Below are 24419 nucleotides of genomic sequence, written 5' to 3' on the forward strand. Positions count from 1 at the left end.
GCGCTTCAGCCGGCGAGCGGGCCGTCGAGAACCGCCAGAACAGGTCCTGCGGACAGACCGAGCACGAGGGAGGTCGCGGACGTGGTGTAAGCGACGATCCGCGAGGGTCGGTCACAGCCATAGCCCCTTGAGCCATCGCCTCGGGACATGGTCGGAACGATCCAGCGCAGGTAATAGAAGAGCGAGGCGACGGTGTTGACGGCGGCCAGCACGGCCAGCCAGGCGTAGTCGGCGTCGAAGACGGCGCTGAACGCTTGCAGTTTGCCGACGAAAACCGCAGTGGGCGGCGTCCCGACCAGGCCCAGCAAGCAAATGACGAGGCTTGCGGCAAGCAATGGCCGCTGTCGTGAGAGCCCCCTGTAGTCCGTGAGGTTACGGGCCTGGGGAAGCGCGGAGACCACCGCGAAGGCGCCGAGGTTGGTGACGGCGTACGCGGCGAGATAGTAGAGCAGCGCCTGTTGCGCCAGGTCCGATCGGCCGGCTACCGCAACGGGCATCAGAAGGTAGCCGACCTGGCTGACTGTGGAGTAGGCGAGCAGCCGCTTGACGTCACGCTGGAAGAACGCGGCGAGGTTTCCCAGCGTCATGGAGGCGGCTGCCAGTACGGCGATGAGCGCTGGCCAGCTGGGCATGTTGCCGGAGAGAAGGACGGCTCCGAGACGGTAGAGGGCCGCGAGCGCCCCGATCTTCGGCAGAGTGGTGAGAAGCGCGGCTACTGGGGGAGTGCTCCCCTGGACGGCGTCGGGGACCCAGAAGTGGGCCGGTACCGCCCCGGCTTTGAATGCGATCCCGGCGAGAAGCCCGATCGTGCCGACGGTGAGAAGGGCCCCGGGGGCCGTACGCAGTTCCGTGCTCAGCATCGGATACGCGGTGCCTCGCCCTGCGGCGTACAGCAGGGTGATACCGGTCAGCATGACCACGCCGAGGAGAGCTCCGACCACGTAGTACTTCAGTGCGGCTTCCGTTCCGGGCCCGTCCTTGCGGAAGCCCGCGAGCGCGTAGGCGGGAATGCTGGCCAGAAGATATCCGGCTGCGAGCAGCAGCAGGTCCTGCGCGCCGGCGAGCATCAGGGCTCCGAGCGAGGCGAGTTGGACCAAGACGTAGAACTCGCTCTCCCTCGGATCGGCACGCAACGGGCCAACGGCCAGTCCCAGGACGGTCAGAGTGCCTCCGAGGATCACGATCCTGGAGGTGGTGGTCACGGGGTCCACGGCAAAGGCCGCACCGAAGGCGGTGGTGGGGGGCGTGGTTGCTGCCACGGAGGCTGCGGCGATGCCTCCGACGGACGCCGCTGCGGCTAGGACGGCAACGACCCACTGCCGATTGCGCGGCAGCCACGAACCGAGCAGGAGTCCGAGGACTGCGGCAGCTGCCAGGAGGATTTCGGGAAGGATGTCGAGGGGGTTCTCGTTCATGCCGGTCATCGCGCGAGCAGCTCCAGGACGGCTTGGGAGGCGGGCTCGATGACGTCGAGGAGGAAGCGCGGGGCCACCCCGAGGACTACGGCCAGGGCCAGCAGCGGGACGACGGCTGCGCTTTCATGGAGGCGGATGTCAGGAAACACGCGGGGGGTACCCGGAGTGTCCGGCAGCCTGAGTGGGCCGAGGAAGATCTGCTGGAACGCGCGCAGGAAGAGGCCGGCGGTGAGCAGGATGCCGAGCAGTGAGACGGCGGTGGCCAGCGGGCGTGGGCCGAGACTGCCTGTGAAGATCTGGAACTCGGCGATGAATCCGGAGAAGCCGGGAAGTCCCAGTGAGGCGAAGGCGGCCATGGCGGTCATGCCGGCGAACGCGGGTGCTTTGGCGGCGATCCCCGAGTACGCGCCCATGTCGTACGTTCGCCCCCGCTCGTACAGCACTCCCGCGAGCAGGAACAGCGCGCCGGTGAGCAGACCGTGGCTGACCATCTGCGTCACTGCCCCGGTGACGGCGAGGGTGCGCGCTTGCTCGGACCCCTCGCTCACGGCGGCGGCCGCACCGACCGCGAGAAGGATGTAGCCCATGTGGTTCACAGAGGTGTAGGCGATCATGCGCTTGAAGTCCGTCTGGGCGAGTGCGACCAGCGCGCCGTAGACCACGGAGACGACCCCGATGACCACGATCACGAGCGCGTAGCGCCGCCACACGTCGGGGAGCATGGGCATTGCGATCCGCAGGAACCCGTACGTCCCCATCTTCAGCAGCACGCCGGCGAGGATCGCGGACCCTGCCGCGGGCGCCTCGGTGTGGGCGGGCGGCAGCCAGGTGTGGAAGGGCACTGTGGGTGTCTTGACAGCCAGACCGATTCCAATGGCGAGCAGGACCAGAGCCGCGTAGACGGAGCGGCCCGCGAGAGGGTTCTGTTCGGTCAGCTCGACCATGTCGAAGGTGTTCGGCGAGGCAGCGAGATAGAGGCCGATGAAACCCAGCAGCAGGGCGAGCGATCCGATGAAGGTGTAGAGGAAGAACTTCAGTGCCGCGTGGGCGGCGTTCTTGTGGCCCCACCCCGCGATGACGAAGTACATCGCCACGATGGACAGGTCGAAGAAGACAAAGAAGAGGATCAGGTCGAGAGAGACGAACAGCCCGAGGCACGTGGTCTGGAGAAAGAGGAAGAGCGCGGCGAACTCGCGGACCCGGCGGGTCTCGCGCAGCGAGTGGACAGCGCACGCGAGGAACAGCACGCAGGTCAGAGCGAGTAGGGGAAGCGACAGTCCGTCCACGCCGACGTGGTACCCCACACCGGCGCTGGGGATCCAGCGTGCCCTGACCTCGTACTGCAAGCCTGCACCGTTCCGGTACCCAGACCACAGCACGATGACGAGTACGAGTTCGGAGGCCGCGACCGCTACCCAGATGGTGCGGAAGGCTGCACTCGGGGTGCGGCGCGGCAGGCCCAGCAGGAGGAGTGCGACGGCAGTCGGCGCGAAGACGAGGGCAGTGAGCAACAGGTCACCTCACGAGGGCGAATACGACGGCGAGGACGGTGAGGCCCGCGACGGCCTGGGCGAGATATTGGTGCAGCTGGCCGGTTTGTGGCCGCCGGGCGAGCCGACCGAGTGCCCTGGTCGCGGCTGCTGTCGCACCCACCGCGTCGTCGACAGCGCGTTCGACCGTGTGGTCAGTCCAGACTGCGAAGCGGAGGGTTGAGTACGCGGCTCCGTCGATGCACTGGTCGAGGATGCGGTCGTCGAAGGCTGCCGCAGTGCGGGCGAGCCAGAACACGGGCCGCACCACTAGCTTCTGCGCGACGCGCTCCAGAGTCAGCCAGTCTCGGCACCAGTTCTTCACCGGGCTGGGCAGGGCGAGCGTGCGATCCGCCCATGCCCAGGTGGCTCCCGCGGCGGAGAGGGCAAGTGCGCCGGAGAGAGCGAGTTCCCATCCGTGCGGCTGGGGTTGTGAGGTGCTGTCGAGTACGAGGTCCACATGGTCGCGCAGTGGCTGAAGGGTGAGCGGGGTCAGAGCGATGCATCCAAGGGCGAGCAGCACCAGAGGTGGCCCGGCTGAGCGTGGTACGCGCCGGGTGCCGTGCTGCTCGGTGTCGTATCTCTGCTGTTCCACCGCTGGCTCCGGGCGCCAGACGAACCACAGAGCTTTGGCACCGTAGACGGCGGACAGTACGGCGGCTGCCAGGCCAGTGACGTACAGCCATGGGCTGCTGCCGAGTGCAGCGGAGAGCAGGACGTCCTTGGCCGCCCACAGAGAGAGCGGCGGTAGTCCGGCCAGTGTGAGGGCGGCCGCGGTGAAGGTGACGCCGGCCGTACGGTAGCGGCGGGCCGCTCCACGCAGCGCGGGCAGCGCCTTCGTTCCGAGTGCGGTCAGCCACGCGCCCGCGACCAGGAACAGCAGGCTCTTCGCAGCGGCGTGGGCTACCAGTTGGAGGGCACCGCCCGTGATGGCGCCGGACCCTGCCGCCAGCACCATGAACCCGATCTGGGAACAGGTGGACGCTGCCAACAACTGCTTGAGATCAGTCTGCGCGACGGCGACGAGGCCGAGAGCGACGGCCGTCACGGCTCCTGTCCAGGCCACCGCCTCGCTACCCCAGCCGGACGCATCCAGCAGCGGTCCGGTCCTGAGAAGCAGATACGCGCCTGCCACGACCATCGTCGCGGAGTGCAGCAGAGCGGAGACCGGGCTGGGGCCCTGCATGGCACGGGACAGCCAGAAGCTGAAGGGGAGCTGAGCGGACTTGCCGAAGGCGGCGGTCACAATGCCTGCCGTGATGACGGATAGCCAGGGCTCCCCGGCACGCCCCAGATCATCAAGGCCAAGTGTCCCGGCCTGGCCGCTCGCGAGTGCGGCACCCGCTGCCAAATACAGGCCGAGATCGGCGGTGCGGGTGGTCAGGAAGGCTGTGTTGGCGGCGTCGACGCGTACCGGCTCCCGCCACCAGAAGCCGATCAGGGCCCATGAAGTGGCGCCCATGATCTCCCAGCTCATGAGCAGAACCGGCAGCGTGACAGCGGTCACCGTCACCAGCATGCTCGCAGCGAAGAGCAGCATCAGCCCGAAGAACCGGGCCCGTGCCTCGTTGGCTCCGAACTCTGTCGCGCTGAAGGCCAGGACAGCGAGGGTGATCGACGTGACGGTGACGGCCATCAGCCCCGACAGCCCGTCGACCCCGAGCTGGACCGGCAACTGATCGAGGAGCGGTGCCGACGCGGAGGGGCGCTGGAACGCGGCAGTGACCGCGAGCCCCAGGTCGGCGACGCCGACACCGAGCGCCACGGCAGGCGCGAACCGGTCGACAGTCCGGCCGCAGGCAAGCAGCAGCATCCCGGTGACCAGAGGGAGCCCGACGAGGGCCCACAGGAGGGTGCTCACTCCTTCAGCTCCGCCGCCATGTCGGTCATGTCGATTTCGCGAGACCGGAACAGGGCGGTGACCACCGCGAACCCGATCGCCATCTCCAGGGCCATGGCTGTGACGGCCAAAACCACCAGTACCTGTCCCTCGGCGGCGGCTGGCGCGATGTAGTGCCAGGCTGCCGCTGCGGCGACGATCACCCCGCCCAGCATCAGTTCCAGGCCCATCATCAGCATGACGACGGACTGTTGGGTGAGGGCCCCGAACAGCCCGATGCAGAACAGAGCCGTGGCCAAGAGCAGGAAGAGCTCCAGATTCACCGGCCGACACCTCCGCGGATCGGGTCGTCGGTGCTGGGGGCACGCAAGCTGTCGCCGAGCCGGTCGTACCGTCCACGCCGCGTGGCCAGTACCACCGTGGCGACGATGGTCGCGAACAGAGCCATGCCCAAGGTCATCATGGTGAGCATCTGCGGGCCCATCAGTGACATCCCGAGGTCCATAGTGGCGTCGGTCGGCGGCTTGCCCCGCCGGGCGGGCCACGGAGTGGAGAGGATTCCGGCGGCCAGCAGGACGAAGGCGGCGGCACAGATGGCGGTGGCACCCTGCTTGTTGTGCATCATCGTCATCGGCGTGAGACCCGCCGGATTCATCATGTACATGATCATGAAGACGGCCATGATGGCCATCTCGATCGTCATCATCAGCACGATGACGATCCCCAGATAGTCCAGGCCCAGCAGCAGCACCTCGCCCCCCACGCACAGCAGGGAGGTGAGCAGGGCGAAGGTCGCGCGGGCCATGGAGTCGAAACGGAAGACCATGACGCCGCCGGCCACCGCGAGGGCGGCCAAGCCCCAGAAGGCGACTTCGCTCAGCACGTACGGCACCCTCTTCCCGTCACCGGACCAGCACCACCAGAGCGACCACCAACGCCTGCAGGATCGCGAGCGGTGTCAGGACGACCCAGGCCACCTCCATGTAGCGATCCATGCGCAAGGTCGGAACCTTGCGCCGGATCCAGACAAGGAACGCCAGCACGGCCACTGTTTTGAGGACCGTCCAGAGCCACGGGGGAAGCAGCGGTCCGTTGCCCCCGCCGAGGAAGAGCGGGACGCTGAAAGCAGCAGCCACAGTCAGTAGCAGCCAACGGCCGCCCAGAAAGACGATCCGATCAACTCCCGAGAGCTCGGCGGCCGCACCGCCTGCCACATCCCGCCCGGCAGGCTGATCGAACGGGCCCCAGAAGGCCATCGCCATCGCACTCAGAAGATAGATGGCGAAGGCGACAGGCATCCATACGGCGAACCACAGGCCCGCCTGGGTATCGACGACCTCTCCCACCCGCAAGGACTCCGCACCCAGCGCGGCGGTGGTGATCGCGAGCATATGGGGAAGTTCGTAGGCAAGTCCCTGTGCAAGGAAGCGATAGCCGCCGATCAGTGCGAGCGTCGAATTCGGCCCCCACCCCGCAAGCCACACAGCCGCCCATGCGAGGGCCTCCATCGCGTTGAACCACACGATTCCGTCAGCGAGATCGCTGACGGACCGGAAACCGAGAGGGACTACGGCGGCGGCTAGCAATGCCGCGACCGGCAGGAGGACCACGCCCAGCCGAGTCAGGGCCACATCGGCCGCGGTCGTACGACGCCGTTGCTGCACCAGCAGCCTCAGCACTTCCCGACCAGGTGCGCCCGCAGCCGCAGCAGCCTCAAGGGGTGACCGGGGTCGCGGCCTCGCCGCTGCGAACGAAAGTACGGCATCGAAGGAGGCCGCCCCAAGCGCGGCTACGGCCAGCGCCATTGGCAGCAGAGCGGTTGCCCAGAGAGGGGCCTCACTCATGGGCCACACGCGAATCCACCACGGGGACGAGCTCGTCGAGATCAGGATCCAGGCTCGCGACGATGATGCGAGCGCCCGCGAACTCGGCACCCTCCAGAAGCCCCGGCAGCACGTCCAGTAGCGCCTGAGAAGGCGGCACTGGCCCGTTGAGCCGGCCGCGCGGCCCGCTCAACTCCGTGGCATCGAGCACGCGGGTATCCCCGCACACAGCCGCGGCCCGCTCGATCTCGTCCAGCCAGACAAGCAAGCGGCAGTACGCATCCCCGCCCGCGACCAGCGCCGGACCCGTCACGCCCGCGGCCGCCGCTCGCTCGGAGGACAACTCGCCCAGCCCTCGCGTCAGCCAGCGCAGGGTGCGCGATCGGCGGAGCTGCCGGGCCCACGGCCTGAGCAGTACGCCCAGTTCCTCCACCGAGGCTCCCGCCAGGACCCGTCGGCGTGCGGAACGCGCGCGCTTCGCCTCGTCGTCCCATCCGGACACGGCCAGGAATCGGCCGACGCTGTCCAGGTGAGCCGCACACAACCGGCGGGCAGCGAGACCGCGCTCGACGCGTTCCCCCGCGATCACGCGCAACCATGGGTCGTTCCAGAAGGGGTGCCTGGACGAGGCGCGCACGGAGATCTGATCAACCTCCGCCTGCTGCACCACATCGCCCTGCAACGCCAGCCGCAGCACCAGACCGGCCGGCCAGTCGAGCAAGGCCGGGCCCAGAGGTACGTGCAGCCGATCCAGCCTCAACCCGTCCCGATCGTCCGCACGGTCCGCCATGGGCAAGCCGGCCACGACCGACATGGCATGCATGTCATGCCCGTGACCCCCGCCGTGTGTGCCGTGCGCTTCGTCCTGTCCGTCACCTGAGTGACCGCTGTGGTGGCTCTCCGTCTCGTGCTCCGCGCAGTCGTGATGGGCAGCGCCGTCTCGAACGGCATGCGCGGGGCCATCAGGGGCGTGACCCTCCCGGCGTCGGGAACCGGCGCGTCCCGAGGGAAGGACCCCGTTCATCCGGCGTTCTTCCCTCGGAGAGACCGAGACCTGATCGTCTGGACCGAAAAGTGCCAGGTGGCCGTCATCGAGTGCGGCGGTCGCCTGTTCTGCTTCCCGGACCACGGCCCTGGACTTCGGTTCCGGAATGCCGTTCCACAGGTTCTCGGCCCAATCGGCTCGGGCGGGGTCGGGGTCGCCCACGACGACGAGCAGGTTCGCGGATGCGGGGCCGGCGACGACAGGCCAGCTTCTGCGCAGTAGCTCTTCCTCGACGGCCAAACGCGCCCGGGTAGCGCCTGGACAGGCTGCCAACAGGACCCCGGGGTGGGCTACCGCCAAGCGTGCGGCCTTGGACCTCAACTCCATCGGAACGCCCCCTCCCGCCATGCGTATGCCACGCCTGCGAGAAGTACGCCGAGGAAGAGAAACATCTCGATGACGGCGCTGACACCGACCGCACTCACCACCTTCGTCCACGGGTACATGAACAACATCTCCATGTCGAAGGCCAGAAAAATCATGGTCACCGGGTACCAGCGCACGTGGAACCGGGAGAACGGATGCTCGTCCGGATCAAGGCCCCCGCTGAACGGTCTCGTGTTCAGCGGCTCACTCGTCACCCTCAATGAGGCGCCGACGCCGTAGAGAAGGACGAGGCTTGCGGCAGCCACACCGAGGAGAAACAGCACCGGCTGCCACTCGTAGCCGCTCACCCAGCCCCCTGCGTCCTGCCTCTGGTCCATCCCTGACTGCCGTCGTAACGCAGACTGCCAGTAGTTCCTTCCGCTCGGTATGTGAAACGCCCAGAAGTGGCATATGTCGGGTGATATCAGTCCGACTGGTTGGGTCCAAGACGCAGACGGCTGCACGAGGGCTGCCTTTTTCCGGTCGAGGTTCTGTCCGGTACGGCGGCGGAACTGCTGTTTCCGGACAACGGGTTCGATGTCGTTGTGTCATCGCTCGTGCTGTGCTCCGTCAGCGACGTCGATCGGGCTGCCGCGGAGATGCGCCGCGGGCTCAAACCTGGTGGCGAGCTCCGGTTCTACGAGCACGTCCGCTCCGAGCGGACGAAGTTCGCCCGGGTACAGCGCGCTCTCGACGTCCTACGGCCCGTGCGCGGTGGTGGATGTCACCTGTCCCGCGACCCAGAGTCCGCAATGATCGGGGCGGGACTGAGGGTGGAAACCGTGCGACGCTTCGAGCTCACCATCAACGGGCGTATCAGTCCTTCCTCCCTTTGCGTCATCGGCCCGTGTCATCAAGGCATGTGCATAGGGTGGTTCACCGTCGGCGGCTGGCTCTGGAGGCAGAACCACAAACAGGGACGGTGTTCACGCGTGACCGGGAGAGCAGAAAGCCACCAGGAGAGGAAGGAGTGGCACTGCTACGGCAGCGGCAGCGACGCACCCCCAGAGTGCGGGATGCGCTTCCCGGCGGGGCCCGAGGAGGCGCTGTATGCGCACCGATACGCTGTGCCCCCCTGCGGCGAAGGCGCCCTTCGGAGCATGAGCCGCGGCCATTTCGTACATTGCGGAAGCGAGCACATCGTGTGAGTGACGGCGCAGCGCCCGGTCGTCCGCGATCATCTCCAGCAGGATCGCCGTCTGCTCCTTCGCATGCCGGGCCAGCGGCACCCTTCCGAAGACGGTGGTGAATGCCTCCGCGGCAGCGAACACCAAGTGGTGACGGCCGACAACGTGGGCCCGCTCATGCTCCAGTACGGCATCGAGCTGGTCCGTGGAAAGCAGCTGTACGGCGCCCTCGCTGACGACGATCCGCGAACGACGCCCAGGCAGGCAGTAGGCGGCGGGGGAAGCGTGCTCGATCACGGTGGCATGTAGCTGGCCACAGTGGCGCCCGACCATGTCCAGGACGTTGCGGTGTCGGGAGCGCGCCCGGCGGCCGCGGGCAACGTGGAATGCGAAGCTAAGAAGCAGGGCCAGAAGTACAGCGACAGGAAGGGCGATGGCCATCAGATCTGCTGTGTTGGGGTCCCCGGTGCCCATGCTGAGAACAACCCCGCAGGAATGCAGGATCCCCACCAGTCCCGCGTGAAGGTGTTCGGTGGGAGATGCGAGTTGGTATGCCGCCAGAGCGACTGACATCGCGAATGACACGGCGAGTGCGTGCCACACGGATGCGGCAAGCGCGGGGGCTCGGTGGGGCCAGCTGCTGCGTAGCATCGCCTGCGGGGCGACATAGCCGATGGCCACCGCATAGCCCATGAGCGCGGGGGCGGCGTTCACGCCTTGGTCTGCCGTCCATTGGTCCGCAGTGCCTTGCGCAGGGCAGCGACCTCTTCTTCGGACATCCGCTCCACAAAGTGGGCCAATGCGACCGGGCGATCCTCGCTCGCACCTAGAGCGTCCTCCATGAGAGCTGCCGAGTACGCCTCCCGGCTGCGAACCGGCGTGTAGAGCCAGGCCCGGCCCTGCTTGCCGCGGAGCAGCCAGCCCTTGTTGAAGAGAATCGTGGCGACGGTCATCACCGTGGTGTAGGCGACAGGGCGGCGTTCATTGATGTCATCGACGACTTCACGCACCGTCGCGGGCCGATTCCATCGCCAGAGGCAGTCCATGATCTCCGCCTCGAGCTCCCCCAGCCGTCGCATGAGCCCGCCCTTTCCGCCGCCGTTGTACGTAAGGCCATGGTAGACGGCAGTTCGATCGGTCGCGGCGAGGCGGATGCGCACCAAGACGCCGGCCACACCCACGCCCCCAGCGTATACTAAGCTACTACGTAGCCCCTTGTATGGTGATCGAGCATGCGGCAGCCGCGCGATGGCCGTTGCTGACTACCCGCACAGTGCGACCGAGGGGCCTCCCGGCCTGCGCTGTTTCTGCAGGGCGGGCGGGACGTAGAGCGGCGGAGCTTACTGCAGGGCATCGAAGAACCAGCAGCGACCGGGGATCCTCCACGACGTCCTGCTGCAGGGTGCGTGGTGATCAAGTGCGGCGTCCTTCGTTTGTCAGGGGGCTAGTTGCTGTCCAGGACGACTAAAGCCGAGCCGCTCAAGCCGCAGCCGAGTACGGCTGCCCACGAACTAGGAGAATCACTGTCATGCGCCTGCCGCGCCCACATGCGAGCGCCATCATCAGGCCGTGTCTGCCGCGCACCCGCGCGGGGCAGCGGCGGGTCGTGCAGGCGGTGATGCTCCTGTGCGTGCTGGCGCTGCTGCCCGCGATGTGGGTGTTCACGGTGGCGGACGGGCGGCTGCGGACGACGGCCGAGGCCCCGCGCAGCGGTGTGGCCGTGGTCTTCGGTGCGGGCTTGTTCGGGAACGGCGAGCCGTCGATCTTTCTAGCCAGCCGCCTCGACGCGGCGGCGGAGCTGTACCGCGAGGGCCGTGTCGAGGCGGTTCTGGTCACTGGCGACAACAGCAGTGAGCACTACAACGAGCCACACGCCATGCGCCGCTACCTCACCCATCGCGGCGTCCCCGACGCTCGCATCGTCAGCGACTACGCCGGCTTCGACACCTGGGATTCATGCGTGCGGGCCAAGAGGATCTTCGGCGTTGACCGCGCCATTCTCGTCAGCCAAGGCTTCCATATCCGCAGGGCGGTCGCCCTCTGCCAGGAGGCGGGCGTCGACGCTTACGGCGTCAGCGCGGCCGACCACCACGACGCGATCTGGTACTACAGCGCCACCCGCGAAATGTTCGCAGCGAACAAGGCGGTCCTGGACGCGGTGTTCAAGCCGGACCCCCAGTTCCTCGGGCCGAGGGAGCCGGGGGTGGAGCGAGCGCTGACGGGCGCCCGGTGATCTGGTGTCGCCGGTGAGCGCGTGTCGGCTGACCGCGTGCTTTGTAGTTAGATGCGAAGTGCTGCAAGAACGGTGGAGGTCTCCACCCAGGCTGACGCGGAGTCGCGGGATGGGCGGGCGATTCGGGCGATTCAGTGCCCTGAGTGTCCTGCGGGGTGGCCGTGGTGCTCGTGCCGGCGCGGCGGCCTCCGGTCGTCCGGTCCGGGGTGCGCGTCGCGCAGCCCGGACAGGGTCACTGTGACGAGCCGGTCGGTTGCCGCTTCGGAGGGCAGGGCGGCAGCGGCCGTGAGGGCGTGAAGGCAGTACGTGGCCAGCTCATCGGGCGCGATGTCGTCACGGAAGACGCCGATCTGTGCCCCCTCGGCCAGTAGATCCCGGATCATGCCGTGGAGCTGCTGCTGTGCTCGGACAACGCGCTTGTCCCGGTGAAGGAGCGCCGAGAGCTCGGTGCCCTGGTGCACCCGGGCCTGGCGTGAGATGTGAGCGAACGCCCGTAGGACCGCCTCAAGTTGTTCGCCGGCTCCATCGGTCTGATCGCGGACCTCTGCGAGCTGTCCCAGGTGCTCGGTGATCTGGCGGTCGTGCCAGGCGAGCAGGATCGCCTCGACGTCCGGGAAGTACTTGTACAGCGTGGCCCGTCCGATGCCGGCCTTCTCGGCGATCTGCGACATCGTCACCGACCGCAGGCCGTGCTCGGCGGCCAGCTCCGCGGTGGTGTTCAGGATCGCGTCGCGCACGGCGCGGCGGTGCGCCTCGATCGTCTCGTTCCACAGCTTCGGCACTCGATCAGTGTACGTGGTGGCGATGTCGATACACCGTGCTCTATGCCGTAGACATCATGTCTCGTAAACTGCTGCTGACGACGAACGGCATGACGTCCACGCACCGTGAGGGACACGCATATGGTTGATTCACCTTCTCGCCCTGACGCCGCCAGTCAGGGGACCGGTCCGGCGGCACATCCCGGCATGCCGCGCTGGGCGAAGACGCTTGTGATCGCCGCTGGTGCAGCCCTGCTTGTGGCGTTCGTGCTTATGCACACGCTTGACGGCAGCATGGGGGACCACTGATTGCGATGACTATGAACCCTCGCCTCCGTAAGTTCGCGCTCACCGTGCACGTCACTTCGTCAGTCGGCTGGCTCGGTGCCGTCGCCGTCTTCCTTGTCCTCGCCGTCGCGGGTCTGACCAGTCAGGATGCACAGACGGTGCGGGGCGCCTATCTCGCGATGGAGCTGACCGGCTGGCTGGTCCTGGCGCCATTGAGCCTCGCTTCGCTGCTCACGGGAGTCGTCCAGGCCCTGGGCACCTCGTGGGGCCTGTTCCGCCACTACTGGGTTCTGTTCAAGCTGCTGATCACCGTTATCGCGACCTTTCTTCTGCTGTTGCACATGCAGGTGGCCAGCCACGTCGCCGATGTCGCAGCAGAGACAAACCTGTCCAGTAGCGATCTCGTCGGGATGAGGATCCAGTTGCTGGCCGACGCCGCCGCTGCCTTGCTGGTCCTGCTCGTGGCGGTCACGCTGTCGGTGTACAAGCCGAGGGGCCTGACCCGTCACGGATGGCACAGGCAGCATGAGCCGCGAGAGAAGCGGCCCGTAGGCCGAGGCGACCAGGCAGCAGGTCTGACCGTCTCCTGATGCCGGGACAAGTAGAACGCGCCTGCCGGCAACCGCCGAGTCATGTCAGGTGCCGCTTCGATCAGCGACCTGTGATCACCGGATTAGGCAAGCGCGACCGCTATCCCTGGTCTGCTGAAGTTTCGCGAGTGTCGACCGTATGCCCCGCGTGCTGATTCTTGCCGAGCAGAGTGGCTACGAGCACGCCGCCGAGCACGAGGAGGGCGGCTGTGACGGTGAGCGCTAACGAGAAGCCTTCCGTCGCGGCATGCTGCGGGGTGGCGGAGTCGGCCAGATTGTCGCTGTGGCGCGCCGCCAGAGTGACCAGAGCAGCCAACCCCACGGCGCCGCCGACTTGTTGCACGGAGCTCAGGACTGCCGAGCCGAGGCCGGCGTTCTCCCCAGTGGTGCCCGTGAGCGCGGCAATGGTCAGGGCGGGCAGGCTCAGTCCGCATCCGAGGCTCGTGACGAGCATGCCAGGCAGCACTCCGGATGCGTAGCCGTCGCCCGCTGCCACGTCGGAGAGCAGGAGCAGTCCGGCTGCGCTGATCAGAAACCCCGTGACGAGCGTCAGACGTACCCCGATCCTGAGTACCGCACGGGAGGAGAGCCACATGCCTGCAAGGATGCCGACGCCGTAGGGCAGGTAGGCGACACCGGCTGTGAGCGGACTGTAGTCCAGAACAGTCTGCAGGTGCAGCATCAGAAGGAAGGCCATCGCATAGAAGGCGGCCGAGAACAGCAGCGCCGTACCGTTGGCGACGGCGCGGATCCGCGACGACAGGAAGTTCAACGGTACGAGGGGCTCGGCGGTACGTGTCTCGACCGCAAGGAACGAGACCGCCAGGACGATGGCAAGAACCAGGGGGACGATGGAGGCTGCGTGGCCCAAGCCCGACTCCCCGGTCTGGAGCAGGCCGTAGACCAGGGATATGAGGGCGCCGGTGCCCAGCACCGCACCAGGTACGTCTATGTGTGCCTGGCGGTGGGCCCGGCTCTCGGCGACCAGGCGGGGGAGCAGTGCGAGGGCGAGCAGGGCCACTGGCAGGTTGATGAGGAAGATCCAGCGCCAGGACGCGAGGCCGGTCAGCGCACCGGAGATCACCAGGCCCAGCGTGCCGCCCAGACCCGCGATGCCGCCCCAGACGCCGAAAGCCTTGGCGCGCTCCTCAGGGCCGGGGAACAGGAGTGTGATCAGTGCCAGCGCGGCGGGGCTGGCCATGGCAGCGCCCGCACCCTGGATGAACCGCCCGGCCACGAGCTGCCAGGGTTCCTGGGCGAGCCCGCAGGCCAGGCTCGCCGCACCGAACAGCGCGACACCGGCCAGGAAGACACGTCGGCGGCCCAGCAGATCGGCCGCGCGGCCGAACAGCAGCAGCAGTCCGCCGAAGGCGAGGAAATAGGCGTTGACGACCCAGGCCAGACCGGCGGTGCTGAAGCCGAGATCGCCCTGGATGCTCGGGAGCGCGACGCTCACCACGGTGTCGTCCAGGACGAGCATGAACTGCACGAAGCATAGGACGATCAGCGCGGCGCGACGGCGGTTGGTGCCTTGGACCGGAGCCGGCGTCGAGGTCATACCCGACATCCAGTCGTCGGCCTGGCCGGCACGTTCGTACAGCGAGGGTGCCCACTGTGGGGCGGATCAGCGATCTGCATGGGGCGAGGCTATGCACCGGTGGAATTGGCCGCGATGCGCTATGGGGCCAGGTCGTAGCGTATTGAGGACATATGCTGGGACGCATGGATGAAGTTGTCGCGTGCGCGGCGCCCAGGGGGATAGGAGCAATCGTCGTCGGGAGCTTCCCCCTGTCATCGGGGCAGTGGTTCGATGCGCACAGCCATCCGCAGCACCAGTTGGCCTGGACCCGACGTGGTGTGCTTGGCGTCGCCGTCGGCGACGCCTACTGGATCCTGCCGCCCACACGGGCGTTGTGGTTGCCCGCGGGGGTCGTCCACCGGACCGGCGCGACCCGCGACGCGGTCCTGTGCAGCCTCTATCTCGAACCGGACCGCTGCGGCCTGGACTGGGCCGAGCCCACGCCCGTCGGTATCGACGGGCTGCTGGCCCACCTGATCGCCCACCTTGCCCGCGAGGACCTCGCCGATGACGCGCGACTGCGGGCCGAGGCGGTCGTATTGGACCTGCTGCGCCCGCTGCCCACCACACCCATCGACGTGCCGTATCCCGTCGACGACCGCCTACGCGCCGTGGCCGACACACTGCTCGCCGACCCCGCGGACTCGCGTCGCCTCGATGCGCACGCGCGGGCCGTCGGAGTGAGCCGACGCACTCTGACACGGTTGTTCGTCCACGACACCGGCATGAACTTCGATCGCTGGCGCACTCATGTGCGACTGCGGGCCGCACTGTCTCTCCTCGCCGAAGGCCAGCCTGTGTCCCGTGTCGCACACACCGTGGGGTACGCGACAGCGAGCGCCTTCCTGGCCGCGTTCCGGCGAACTGTCGGCACCTCCCCGAGTCGCTATCTCAGCGGCGACGCCCTGTTCGGGGCGTCCGAACCGTCGCGCAGCGATGAGGAGCACACGGTGGCGAAGGAGGGGCCCGCAGATGCGCGCTTCCGCTGAGCGGGTGCCTTTCGGCTTTGCGAAGCTGGGTCAAGAAGTACGTGGCGCCAGTTCGGAGAAGGTCTTGCCGCCGTCACGCGATTCGTACACGCCCGTCATCGTCGCCGCGAGGATGTGGTTGGCGTTCACCGCGGTCAGGGCCTGAGGCTGCCCGCCGGGCACGGCCGTGAGCTCCTTCCACGACGTGCCTCCGTCCGCGCTGCTGCTCAGCTTGCCGGAGGTGCTGATGCCGAAGAGAGACTTCTCCGCGGGCCACGACACAAACGCCTGCATCGGCTTGGCACCCTTGCCGAAGGTCCGCCCGCCATCAGTGCTGGCGACGACGCCCTCCGCCGTGGTGGCCAGCAGCTTCTCCCCGGAGGGGTTCACCGCGAGGTCGAGGGCCTCCAGCGCGGCCCGGTCGTCCCAGCTCTCAAAGTCGCTGCTGACCCGGATCCGACCTCCCTCGTATCCATAGACAGTGCCCTTGGCTGAGTCCAGGGAGTGGAAGTCGGCCTCTCTGGACAGGGACCGGGACGTCCAGGTGCGGCCCGCGTCCTTGGTCTCGATCAGGCCGAGGTTGCCGGGGCGGCCGCTGCCCGGGCCGCCGTGTCCGCTGGCGACGAAAGTGCCTTTGTCGGTCACAGTGAAGCCCATGAAGTCGTCCATGCGGTCACCGACGAGCTTCGGCTTCTCTCCCTTGGCCACGGTGTAGAGACCGCTGTGGGTGGCGACGTACACGCGTCCGTCGGCTGGATCGACACCCAGGCCGTGCACATGGGACAGCGTCCCCGACGCGTCGGATGCGTCTGCTGCCGCATTTGCGTCGGAAGATTCGCCTCCGCAGGCGGCGAGGACCAAGGTGGCGATCGAGGTGCCAGCGATCGCAAGCAGGGGGCGGACGGTCGGGCAAACGGTCACGGTGATTCCTCGGATGGTACGGGGGGTGGTGCTCAGGGCCTGCTGGCCGCGGAGAACGGAATGGAATCCAACGGACGGTCTCCCCGTGGGGACGGAGACTCATCATCTGCACCCCGCTTCGCGACCATCAGCGATCGTGACCGAGGTTACCGTATCCAACTAAACGACTTAGTTACCTAGCAGGCTAGGGTGTGTGCCAAACCGGCCGAGGGAAATCGGCCCGGCGGTGAGGCGGAAGGGAACCGCCGCTCTCGAGCACTCTGGATAGCAGGAGCTGTCGTGCCATTGCGCAGTATTCGGACCGTGCCACGCCGTCGATCGCCCGGGGAGTGTCTGCCTCGCTCGGTCAGTGGAGGCAAGTAGTGGCGGGCCTCGGCGGGTCTGTCACCCCGGAGCCTGGGGCCGAGCCGGCGCGCACAGGGAGCTCGGCGCGGCGGAACCTGCGGCAGGGCCTGTCCTCCGGTGCGCCAACGCCCTGACCCCCGCCCTGTCGGGAAGGCAGCCGCCGGCGCCTGAGCCAGCCTGGCGAGGGCATTAACGGAATCACCACAAACTCTTTTCTATCATTACTCGGCAAGAGGCCCTCCGTACGGGCCCAGTCCGCAGCACGCCGCAGTCACAGACGAGGAGAACCAGTGAGTCGCCCACCTCTTCCCGGCCCACCCGCCGACATCACGTCGGCCGGTCGTCGCCGAATAGGCCGCCGCGTCGCGCTCGTCGCGGGAGCGGCGGGTGTGGGCTTCGGCGGGCTGTATCTGGTGGGGCTGCTCGCCGCCGGCGACACTGTTCCCGCGGGTACCCGGGTGGGCGGCGTGGACATCGGGGGGCTGAGCAGCTCGCAGGCGCGGGAGAGGCTGGACAGCAGCCTGGGCGGGGCCTGGTCGGAGCCGGTGAAGGTGCGCCTCGGCGACAGTGATAGCACCGTCCGTGTATCCGGCATCTCTCTGGACACTGAGAAGACCGTCGCCCGCGCCGCGCAGGCGGGGTCCGATCCGTTCACCGTGATCGGCCGCCTGTTCACGAGCGGTGACCGCGAGGTCGAGCCGGTGATCCGCGTGGACGAGGCGAAGGCCCGCGCATCACTGGCCGAAGAGGCGAAGACGTACGACCGGAAGGCGCGGGAAGGCGCTGTCACCTTCCACGCGGGCGAGCCGGTGCCTGCGCGGCCGGTCACCGGGCGATCCCTGGACGTGGACGGCGCTGTCGAGGAACTGGCTTCGGGGGTCCCGGACCAGGGGAAGGAGCCGGTGCGGCTTCCGGTCCGCACGACCGAACCGCGGGTCGGCGCGGCGGCAGTCAACCGCGCGATGAAGGAGTTCGCCACCCCCGCGATGTCGGCGCCAGTCACGCTCACCGTCGGCGGTCAGGAGATCCAGATCAGCCCGGCGACGCTCGGCAAGCACCTCACCATGAAGCCCGACGGGGACAAGCCGCTGGCCCCAGTGCTGGACGGCAAGGGGCTCCTGGCCGATCCAACGGTGGCAAGTCCGCTTGCGCTGGCCACCGACGAGCCGGTCAACGCCCAACTGAGCCTGGATGGCGGCCGAGTAGCGGTGGCCTCTGACGGCAAGGCCGGACAGGGGGTCACGGCGGCGGCGCTCCAGAAGGCCGTACTGCCGCTGCTGGCCAAGAGTGGGGCAGCCCGCACAGGGGCGGTGGGCGTCGAGGAGATGGAGCCCAAGCTGACCCGGGACAACGTAGGCCGCCTGGGCATCAAGGAGCAGATGTCGACCTTCACGGTCGATTTCGAGCCCGCCCCCTACCGCGTCACCAACATCGGCCGTGCCGCAGAGCTGATCAACGGGTCTGTTGTACTGCCCGACGAGACCTGGAGCTTCAACCGCACTGTGGGCGAGCGGACCGAGGCCAACGGGTTCGTAGAGGGCATCATCATCAACAACGATCAGTTCGAGAAGGCGGCCGGAGGCGGTGTCTCCGCAGTGGCCACCACGGTCTTCAACGCCATCTTCTTCGCCGGCGTGAAGCCGGTGGAGTACGGAGCGCACTCGTTCTACATCGAGCGCTATCCGGAGGGCAGGGAGGCGACGGTAGCCTGGGGCAGCCTCGACCTGAAGTTCCGGAACGACTCCGGCAACGCCATATACATCGACGCGCGCGCCACGGACACCTCCGTCACGATCACCTTCCTCGGCACCAAGAAGTACGACAAGATCGAATCGGTCAAGGGTCCGCGCACCATCGTGAAGCAACCGGCGAGCCGCGAGGGAGCATCCGGAGAGAAATGCGTGCCGCAGACTCCGCTCGAAGGCTTCAACGTCGCGGTCGACCGGGTCTTCAAGGACAGTGGCAAAAAGGTCAAGACGGAAACCTTCGAGACGCGATACGTGCCTCGCGACGAAGTTACCTGCGACTGAGCGACGTCCCAGCAAGGGACCACCGACCCGTCCCGCCGTTGGTCAAACCGGCTTGACGGCCTTCGGCGGAATGCCCTTACGGCGTGACCGCCGCACGATGGCGAGGCTGAGGACCATCATCGCTACGATGGCAGCGATCGACAACAGAAAAGCCGGCGAAGCGGGGGATGAGGCCGTGGCTCCGGCGATCACGTAGGCGGCGGTGCCGGGCACCACGCCGAGAGCGGTCGCGGCCGTGAAGGACCACGGGCGCACCCCGGAGAAGGCAGCGGCGAAGTTGACCCCCTGGAACGGTACGCCGGGCACAGCGCGAAGCAGCAGCACGCTGACGAAACCCTGATCGGTGAGGCGGCGGTCGATAGCGGCGAGGATCTTCCCCCGCAACAGTGGCTGGAGAGCCTCACGGCCGAGGCTGCGGCCGAGGCCGAAAGCGAGCAGTGCGCCGAGGGTGGTCCCGATCACAGCCAGCGCCAGCCCTTCGGGGATGCCAAAAACGGCCCCGGCCGCGACGTTGAGCACCGGCTTCGGAAAGAAGGCGAGAGTGCCCAGCGCGAAAACCACGGCGAACGCCGGCCCTGCCCAGGTCCCGGGCGCCATGGATGTGAAGCCTTGGGTGAGTAGCCGCTCCGGATTCCACGCCAAAAGTGAACAGGCAGCGGCCGCGAGCAGCCCGATGAGCAGCGCGAGACGAGCCTTGGGCCGCAGCGTCGGCATCTCATCTTCCTTGTCCGTTACAGGTCGGTATGAGTGTAGCCGACGAGATCTGAGCCCGTCCCGAATGCTGCGCATCCACTTGGCCTCGGCGGGCCGATTCTCCTCACGTCGCCGTAGAGCTTCCCCGACAACAACAGTAGGGCCGCTCTTCTGCGCGTTCCGAAATGTCTCGATCCCAGTGTACTGAACTACTAAGTTCCTACGCAGTGTAGTAATTTGGCTCCGTGGACGCCGACATGCACTCAGCCGCATACCCGAGCCCTGCCCGAGTTGCCCCGGGCCAGATCCCCGCCGGGCCCTCAAGTCCGGCGGGGAGAGACGACTGCCCTCCGACGAACATCGGCCTTCGCATACGGCCCATGGACCCTGACGACCTCCCGTTCGTGGTCGCCGAACATCTGAGGCACTTTCCGGACAGCTTCTTCGCCCGCCTGGGGTCGAAGTTCTTGACTGCGTACAACGGGACCTATCTCACCGGTCCGGACGCGCGCGCCTACGTCGCGGAGATGGGTGGGCAGCCGGCGGGCTTCCTTATCGGTGCGACCGACCCGGAGGCGCACCGCCGTCATGTGCTGCGCCACTACGGGCGCGGACTGCTGTTTCGCGCCCTGGGGAGTCTGTGTCTGCGGCCCCGTCTGGCGCTGTACTTCCTGCGTACTCGGCTGTTGCGCTACGGCCGCAAGCTGATACGAAACCGAAAGGCCCGGCAGGCTCCCGCCGTCGGTCACTCCGGCGTCATCGCAGTCCTGGACTACATCGTCGTGGCCGAGCATGCCCGTCGCCGTGGCATAGGGGCTGGGTTGATCGCGCAGTTCGCGGAGGATGCCACCGATGCGGGCCGCACGCGTGTCACTCTCGTCACCGCCATTGAGGGTGGGGCAGGACCGTATTACGACCGGCTCGGTTGGGGGCGTCAGGTAGAGATCCGCACGCCCGAGGGTCGCCGCCTCCTCGCGTACAGCCTTCCGCTGAGCGAGGGGACGACGCCAGACCGGCACTGAGGCACCACGTCTGACTGGCAAGACCCGACCAACCAGATCTTCCCGTACGGGACACCCTTGCCCGGCACGGGTGTTCCGGCAACACTCCAGGAGATTTTGCTTGAGCAGCCGTGCACCGGAGCCGGCGCGCATGCGCGACGCGGCCCGCTTCCACCACCCGAGCAGGGACACCGCACTATCGGCGCGCGCGGGTGGACGGCGGCGGAAGCTCACCCTCGGCAGCCTCGCACTGCTCACTACGACGGCAATTCTGACCGGCGGCTGCTCGTCCTCGTCGGCCAAGGAGGCCGCCCCGTCAACGCCAGGAGCCGACAGCTCCGATGAAACTTCGGCGCGGCCCCCCACCCCTTCCGGCCCGACCCGCACCGCTTCCCCCGCACCGTCCCTGGACGCCACCGTCAAAGAGATCACGGACGCGCAGTGGTCCCGCATGGTAGCGACGGGACTATGGCGCAAGGGCTGCCCCGACGTCCGCGACCAGCTGCGCCGCGTGGAGATGAACCACATGGGCTTCGACGGCAAGGTGCACCGCGGCGTCCTCGTAGTCAACGCTGATGTGGCGGCCAGCGCCATCCGCATCTTCACGCAACTGCTCGAGGAGGGCTTCCCCATCCGTCGTATGGAGCCGATGGAGTCCTATGACGGAGACCTGAACGCGAGCCTGCGCGCAGACAACACCTCCGCATTCAACTGCCGTCGCCCCGAACAGATCAACGCCCCGTTCAGGAAGTCCCCGCACGCCAACGGCCGCGCGATTGACATAAACCCATTCGAGAACCCGTGGAAGGATCTGCGCACCAAGAGCTGGTCGCCGAGTTCCAAGTACGCCGCGCGGACCGAGGGAAGGGGCAAGATCCTCAAGGGGGGCCTGGTCTGGCGGGCCTTCACGGAGGAGGGCTGGATCTGGCAGAACATCAAGGTGCCCGACTACATGCACTTCGACACCGGGTACCCGTCTGCGCCCTTCAAGGGACCGTCCGCCACCCCGTAGGAGGCCGAGGAGTCAGCCCCCGCCGGATGAGTGGGGAGCCCGGTCGGCGGCGTCAAGGCGCGTGCCTCGGACTTCGCAGACGTCGCCGCCCTGCCGTGAGCTGCGAAGAGGGCCGGGTGGGCCGCAGGATGGCGGAGGCCGGGAAGCGCGAGCTCTCCGCATCCACCGGGCTATGCGCTACATGCGACCAGGAAGGGGAGGGCCGGAGTCAGGCCGGCGGCCAGGAGAATCGTGCTCCGCAACGCGGGGTGGTGCGCGGGAGCGGGGGTGAGGACCCGGCGAATGCGCACCAGGGCGCCGGATCCACCTGCTGCGAATGCTGCCTTGGGCGCGCTGCCTGCGGCCACCTCGCACAGGGCGACGGCTACAGCGTCGCCACCGTGGCGGCGTACCGCCCGGTCGTCGGCCAGCATTTCCAGTAGCAGAGCTACCTCGGCGTGGCTCTGCCGCGCGAGTGGGAGGGAGGGGAAGGCCCTTCCGAATGCCTCCACGGCGGCCAGTACGAGGTGGTGGCGGCCTGTGATGTGGGCACGTTCGTGTGCGAGGACGGCTGCGAGCTGGAGCGGAGAGAGCGTGTCGAGCACCCCTTGCGTGATCACGATGCGGGGGTCGCGGCCGGGCAGGCAGTAAGCGGCCGGCGCATCATGCTGCAGGACAACGGCTTGGTGCCGCGGCGCGTAGCGCCCTACGAGATCTACTGCGGCGGCGTGCCGCCGCCGCCATCTACGGCCCCGCAGCAGGGCTCGGCTGTACCAGAAGCCGACCCAGAGAGCCACAGCGACCGGCGGTATCCAGCCGGCGACAGCGAGCGCGGCTTCTCGTGCTCCAGGAGCGTTCGCTGGTGTCCCCAGCGCCAGGCCGCAGGCGTGCAGGAGGCCGATCAAGCCGATGTGCACGCGACTATCAGGTGGGACAGCCTGCGCCGCAGCCAGGATCACGGCGGCGATGAAGGAGAGCGAAAGTCCCAGCCAGACTGCGAGCGCGGGCCCGGGTGATCGATGGGCCCAAAGTGGGCCCCGCAGCATCAGTGGCCCGGCCACGCCCACGGCCGCCGCGTAGGTAAGCAGAGCTACTGCGGTCACCTTGTGCTCCTACGGCGCGCTGTTCGCAAAGCGGCGCGCAGCTCTTCAGCCTCGTCGGGCGTGATCCCTTCGACGAAGTGTGCCAGCGCGGCAGTGCGGTCCGGGCTGTCGCCAAGTGCCTCCTGCATGAGCCCGGCAGTATACGCCGCGCGACTGCGGGCGGGGGCGTAGAGCCAGGCCCGGCCTTCCTTTTTCCTGCCCAGCCACCCTTTACGGTGCAGGATGTCGGCCACGGTCATGACGGTGGTGTACGCGACCGGCCGCGTCTCGTTCAGATCATCGACGACTTCCCGGACCGTGCCGGAGCCCCAGGACCACAGCCTGTCCATGATCTCCGCCTCAAGTTCACCGAACCCACGGACCACTGCTCCACCTCAGCTGAACGCCACCGCACGTCTGCGAATGCCTCGTTGGATGACCCGCGTCAAGTGGCTTGTAGAGGGCCATCTTAATCTACTTAGTTCATTCATTGAAAGAGGGGCTGCCAGCCACTCGACTGGATCCGCAGAGACTGGATGCAGCGACCGCCGTCGGGATCGGAGCCGCCGGTGAACGGATTGGGGTGTGGTGCTCGCTTCCTGGGTTCACTGGTGCGTGGAAAAATAGCTGAACCGTAAACAGTTATCAGACCCCTACGTCCGCACATACCCGCCAGGAACCCGCCATTACTGGACGGGCTGGACTTCCCCTTCGCCGCCACACCGGCGTGGCAGTTCAGCCATGAAGACCGATAGCCGGAAGCCGCTGACCCCTGTGACCACCTGAAATCAACATTCGCGCATTGTCGCGTTGGCCAATTCACACACTGTTCAGGTGGGATGTTGCTGGAGCGTGCTCCTAATGCCGTTAGGATTACGGCATGGTCACGGCCCGGCGGTCTCTCAGCCTGCTGCGGACCCGCTCTGAACCGGCGGGTCCGCTGCGCCTGCTGTGGCTGCTGTGGCTGGTCATGGTTCTGTTCAGCCTGCTGTATACCCACGGCCTGAGCGGGGAAAGCGCCGCTGGCCACGTGATCAGCGGCCCGCCGGCGTCAGCGGCCGTCCCCGCGCACGGTGCCTCGACGGGGCACGGCAAAGCCGAGCCTGCCGCCAGATCGGCCGGGCAGGGCGCTGCTCCCGACGGCCACGGTAATCACGAGACGGCTCACGGGGCGGAGGAGTGCGCCTCCGGGCAGCCGCAGAACGGCGCAGATCTGCCTGCCCCCAGCACCACTCCGCTGGATGCCGTCCAGATGCGGAACGCTCATGCGTGGGCGGCCGCACGGCCGGCGACGAACGAACCGGCGTCACCACCATCGGCAGCCCCAGCGGTCCTGCGGATCTAGGCCCAGCGCTCCCGAACTGGTCGACCTGTCTCACGTGACGCCATCTTTGGTCACTTTGAGCTACTGACAGAGTGCGAACAGTTCCCGGTGCCTGCACAGCCGCATCGCCAACGCCCGTCAGGGGAGGCGACGGTCATGTCGCGAGGCCGCATTGCTGACCGTCTGACCTGCCCGCCGCGCACCCGGAGTCCCGGCCCGCGGCTGTCGTTCGGAGCATCTGTGACGCCCGGTTCCCCTATACACCCCTTGGCGGCATGGCATCCAACCCGGTTGCCCCTGCGCCGCGTTATCCGTAGCCCTTCGAGTTCGGCACACCGGCCGGGACTGGCCCCGCCAGCGCACCCGTTCCGTGCCACAGCCCTGCCTGCCGACTCCCTGCCCCCTGACGCGGGGGAGCCCATGACCCGGCGGACGGCGTCCAGTTCCGCCCATGGGGCGACTTTCCCA

22 protein-coding genes and 1 pseudogene are annotated in these 24419 nt (G+C 67.6%); 7 read left to right on the forward strand and 16 right to left on the reverse strand.

All coding sequences use genetic code 11. The features are described 5' to 3' along the window. Positions 1–5: 5 nt before the first annotated feature. The 8 genes from IE264_RS35755 to IE264_RS35790 form a co-directional block, all read right to left on the reverse strand. The gene (locus tag IE264_RS35755) at positions 6–1424 is read right to left on the reverse strand and encodes an NADH-quinone oxidoreductase subunit N (RefSeq protein ID WP_032758924.1); all 1419 of its coding nucleotides are present in this window, start codon (positions 1422–1424) and stop codon (positions 6–8) included. Continuing rightward, positions 1421–2926 carry a complex I subunit 4 family protein gene (locus IE264_RS35760; protein ID WP_032758922.1) on the reverse strand — a complete coding sequence of 502 codons (1506 nt, stop codon included), beginning with the start codon at positions 2924–2926 and terminating at the stop codon, positions 1421–1423. Before IE264_RS35760 ends, IE264_RS35755 begins: the two co-directional genes overlap by 4 nt. Before the next feature lie 4 nt (positions 2927–2930). After that, positions 2931–4805, reverse strand: a complete 1875-nt coding sequence (locus IE264_RS35765) for an NADH-quinone oxidoreductase subunit 5 family protein (RefSeq protein ID WP_032758921.1) — start codon at positions 4803–4805, stop codon at positions 2931–2933. Beyond that, positions 4802–5107, reverse strand: a complete 306-nt coding sequence (locus IE264_RS35770) for an NADH-quinone oxidoreductase subunit NuoK (RefSeq protein ID WP_032758920.1) — start codon at positions 5105–5107, stop codon at positions 4802–4804. The genes IE264_RS35765 and IE264_RS35770 overlap by 4 nt, the downstream gene beginning before the upstream one ends. After that, a complete protein-coding gene (locus IE264_RS35775; RefSeq protein ID WP_032758991.1) occupies positions 5104–5667 on the reverse strand; it encodes an NADH-quinone oxidoreductase subunit J in 564 nt (187 codons plus the stop codon). Before IE264_RS35775 ends, IE264_RS35770 begins: the two co-directional genes overlap by 4 nt. A gap of 19 nt (positions 5668–5686) precedes the next feature. Continuing rightward, positions 5687–6628, reverse strand: a complete 942-nt coding sequence (locus IE264_RS35780) for a complex I subunit 1 family protein (protein ID WP_032758990.1) — start codon at positions 6626–6628, stop codon at positions 5687–5689. Continuing rightward, positions 6621–7892 (reverse strand): hypothetical protein, encoded by a 1272-nt coding sequence (locus IE264_RS35785; RefSeq protein ID WP_308428544.1) that lies wholly within the window; start codon positions 7890–7892, stop codon positions 6621–6623. The genes IE264_RS35780 and IE264_RS35785 overlap by 8 nt, the downstream gene beginning before the upstream one ends. A gap of 77 nt (positions 7893–7969) precedes the next feature. Next, positions 7970–8326, reverse strand: a complete 357-nt coding sequence (locus IE264_RS35790; protein ID WP_229887949.1) for an NADH-quinone oxidoreductase subunit A — start codon at positions 8324–8326, stop codon at positions 7970–7972. A 129-nt stretch (positions 8327–8455) separates the two neighbouring features. Here IE264_RS35790 and IE264_RS38295 point away from each other — a divergent pair. Further along, positions 8456–8671 (forward strand): annotated as a pseudogene (locus tag IE264_RS38295) (class I SAM-dependent methyltransferase); the annotation flags it as partial. Positions 8672–8944: 273 nt separating this feature from the next. Here IE264_RS38295 and IE264_RS35795 read toward each other — a convergent pair. Together IE264_RS35795 and IE264_RS35800 are read right to left on the reverse strand one after the other, a co-directional pair. Continuing rightward, a complete protein-coding gene (locus IE264_RS35795; RefSeq protein WP_032758918.1) occupies positions 8945–9859 on the reverse strand; it encodes a M56 family metallopeptidase in 915 nt (304 codons plus the stop codon). Further along, positions 9856–10224 carry a BlaI/MecI/CopY family transcriptional regulator gene (locus IE264_RS35800; protein ID WP_032758988.1) on the reverse strand — a complete coding sequence of 123 codons (369 nt, stop codon included), beginning with the start codon at positions 10222–10224 and terminating at the stop codon, positions 9856–9858. Before IE264_RS35800 ends, IE264_RS35795 begins: the two co-directional genes overlap by 4 nt. 449 nt (positions 10225–10673) lie before the next feature. On the opposite strand from IE264_RS35800, the gene IE264_RS35805 reads away from it, so the two are divergent. Then, the gene (locus tag IE264_RS35805; protein WP_032758917.1) at positions 10674–11378 is read left to right on the forward strand and encodes a SanA/YdcF family protein; all 705 of its coding nucleotides are present in this window, start codon (positions 10674–10676) and stop codon (positions 11376–11378) included. Positions 11379–11509: 131 nt separating this feature from the next. Here IE264_RS35805 and IE264_RS35810 read toward each other — a convergent pair whose 3' ends face one another. Beyond that, entirely contained in the window at positions 11510–12160 is a 651-nt protein-coding gene (locus IE264_RS35810) for a TetR/AcrR family transcriptional regulator (protein WP_032758916.1), read from the reverse strand. A 293-nt stretch (positions 12161–12453) separates the two neighbouring features. Here IE264_RS35810 and IE264_RS35815 point away from each other — a divergent pair, with 293 nt between their 5' ends. Continuing rightward, complete coding sequence (locus IE264_RS35815; protein WP_229887950.1) at positions 12454–13017, forward strand: hypothetical protein; 564 nt, start codon at positions 12454–12456, stop codon at positions 13015–13017. Positions 13018–13117: 100 nt separating this feature from the next. On the opposite strand, the gene IE264_RS35820 is transcribed toward IE264_RS35815, so the two are convergent. Next, positions 13118–14575, reverse strand: a complete 1458-nt coding sequence (locus IE264_RS35820) for an MFS transporter (protein WP_051821933.1) — start codon at positions 14573–14575, stop codon at positions 13118–13120. Positions 14576–14739: 164 nt separating this feature from the next. On the opposite strand from IE264_RS35820, the gene IE264_RS35825 reads away from it, so the two are divergent. Further along, entirely contained in the window at positions 14740–15585 is an 846-nt protein-coding gene (locus IE264_RS35825) for an AraC family transcriptional regulator (RefSeq protein ID WP_051821942.1), read from the forward strand. A gap of 30 nt (positions 15586–15615) precedes the next feature. Here the strand turns inward: IE264_RS35825 and IE264_RS35830 are convergent, their stop codons facing one another. Continuing rightward, positions 15616–16485, reverse strand: coding sequence for a F510_1955 family glycosylhydrolase (locus IE264_RS35830; protein ID WP_032758915.1), 870 nt, complete (start codon positions 16483–16485; stop codon positions 15616–15618). 671 nt (positions 16486–17156) lie between these two features. On the opposite strand from IE264_RS35830, the gene IE264_RS35835 reads away from it, so the two are divergent. Next, the gene (locus IE264_RS35835; protein WP_373301952.1) at positions 17157–18860 is read left to right on the forward strand and encodes a VanW family protein; all 1704 of its coding nucleotides are present in this window, start codon (positions 17157–17159) and stop codon (positions 18858–18860) included. Positions 18861–18902: 42 nt separating this feature from the next. On the opposite strand, the gene IE264_RS35840 is transcribed toward IE264_RS35835, so the two are convergent. Beyond that, positions 18903–19574: a TVP38/TMEM64 family protein gene (locus tag IE264_RS35840; protein ID WP_032758914.1), complete on the reverse strand. Its 672-nt coding sequence runs from the start codon at positions 19572–19574 to the stop codon at positions 18903–18905. Between the two features lie 359 nt (positions 19575–19933). Between IE264_RS35840 and IE264_RS35845 the strand changes: the two genes are divergently transcribed. Both IE264_RS35845 and IE264_RS35850 read left to right on the forward strand, forming a co-directional pair. Continuing rightward, positions 19934–20575, forward strand: coding sequence for a GNAT family N-acetyltransferase (locus tag IE264_RS35845; RefSeq protein ID WP_051821932.1), 642 nt, complete (start codon positions 19934–19936; stop codon positions 20573–20575). 100 nt (positions 20576–20675) lie between these two features. Continuing rightward, positions 20676–21566 (forward strand): M15 family metallopeptidase, encoded by an 891-nt coding sequence (locus IE264_RS35850; protein WP_229887954.1) that lies wholly within the window; start codon positions 20676–20678, stop codon positions 21564–21566. 170 nt (positions 21567–21736) lie between these two features. Here the strand turns inward: IE264_RS35850 and IE264_RS35855 are convergent, their stop codons facing one another. Both IE264_RS35855 and IE264_RS35860 read right to left on the reverse strand, forming a co-directional pair. After that, complete coding sequence (locus IE264_RS35855; protein WP_078657562.1) at positions 21737–22591, reverse strand: M56 family metallopeptidase; 855 nt, start codon at positions 22589–22591, stop codon at positions 21737–21739. 53 nt (positions 22592–22644) lie between these two features. Continuing rightward, positions 22645–23013: a BlaI/MecI/CopY family transcriptional regulator gene (locus IE264_RS35860; protein ID WP_267884120.1), complete on the reverse strand. Its 369-nt coding sequence runs from the start codon at positions 23011–23013 to the stop codon at positions 22645–22647. Between the last annotated feature and the right edge of the window lie 1406 nt (positions 23014–24419).

Source organism: Streptomyces microflavus, assembly GCF_014650075.1.
Lineage (GTDB): Bacteria > Actinomycetota > Actinomycetes > Streptomycetales > Streptomycetaceae > Streptomyces > Streptomyces microflavus.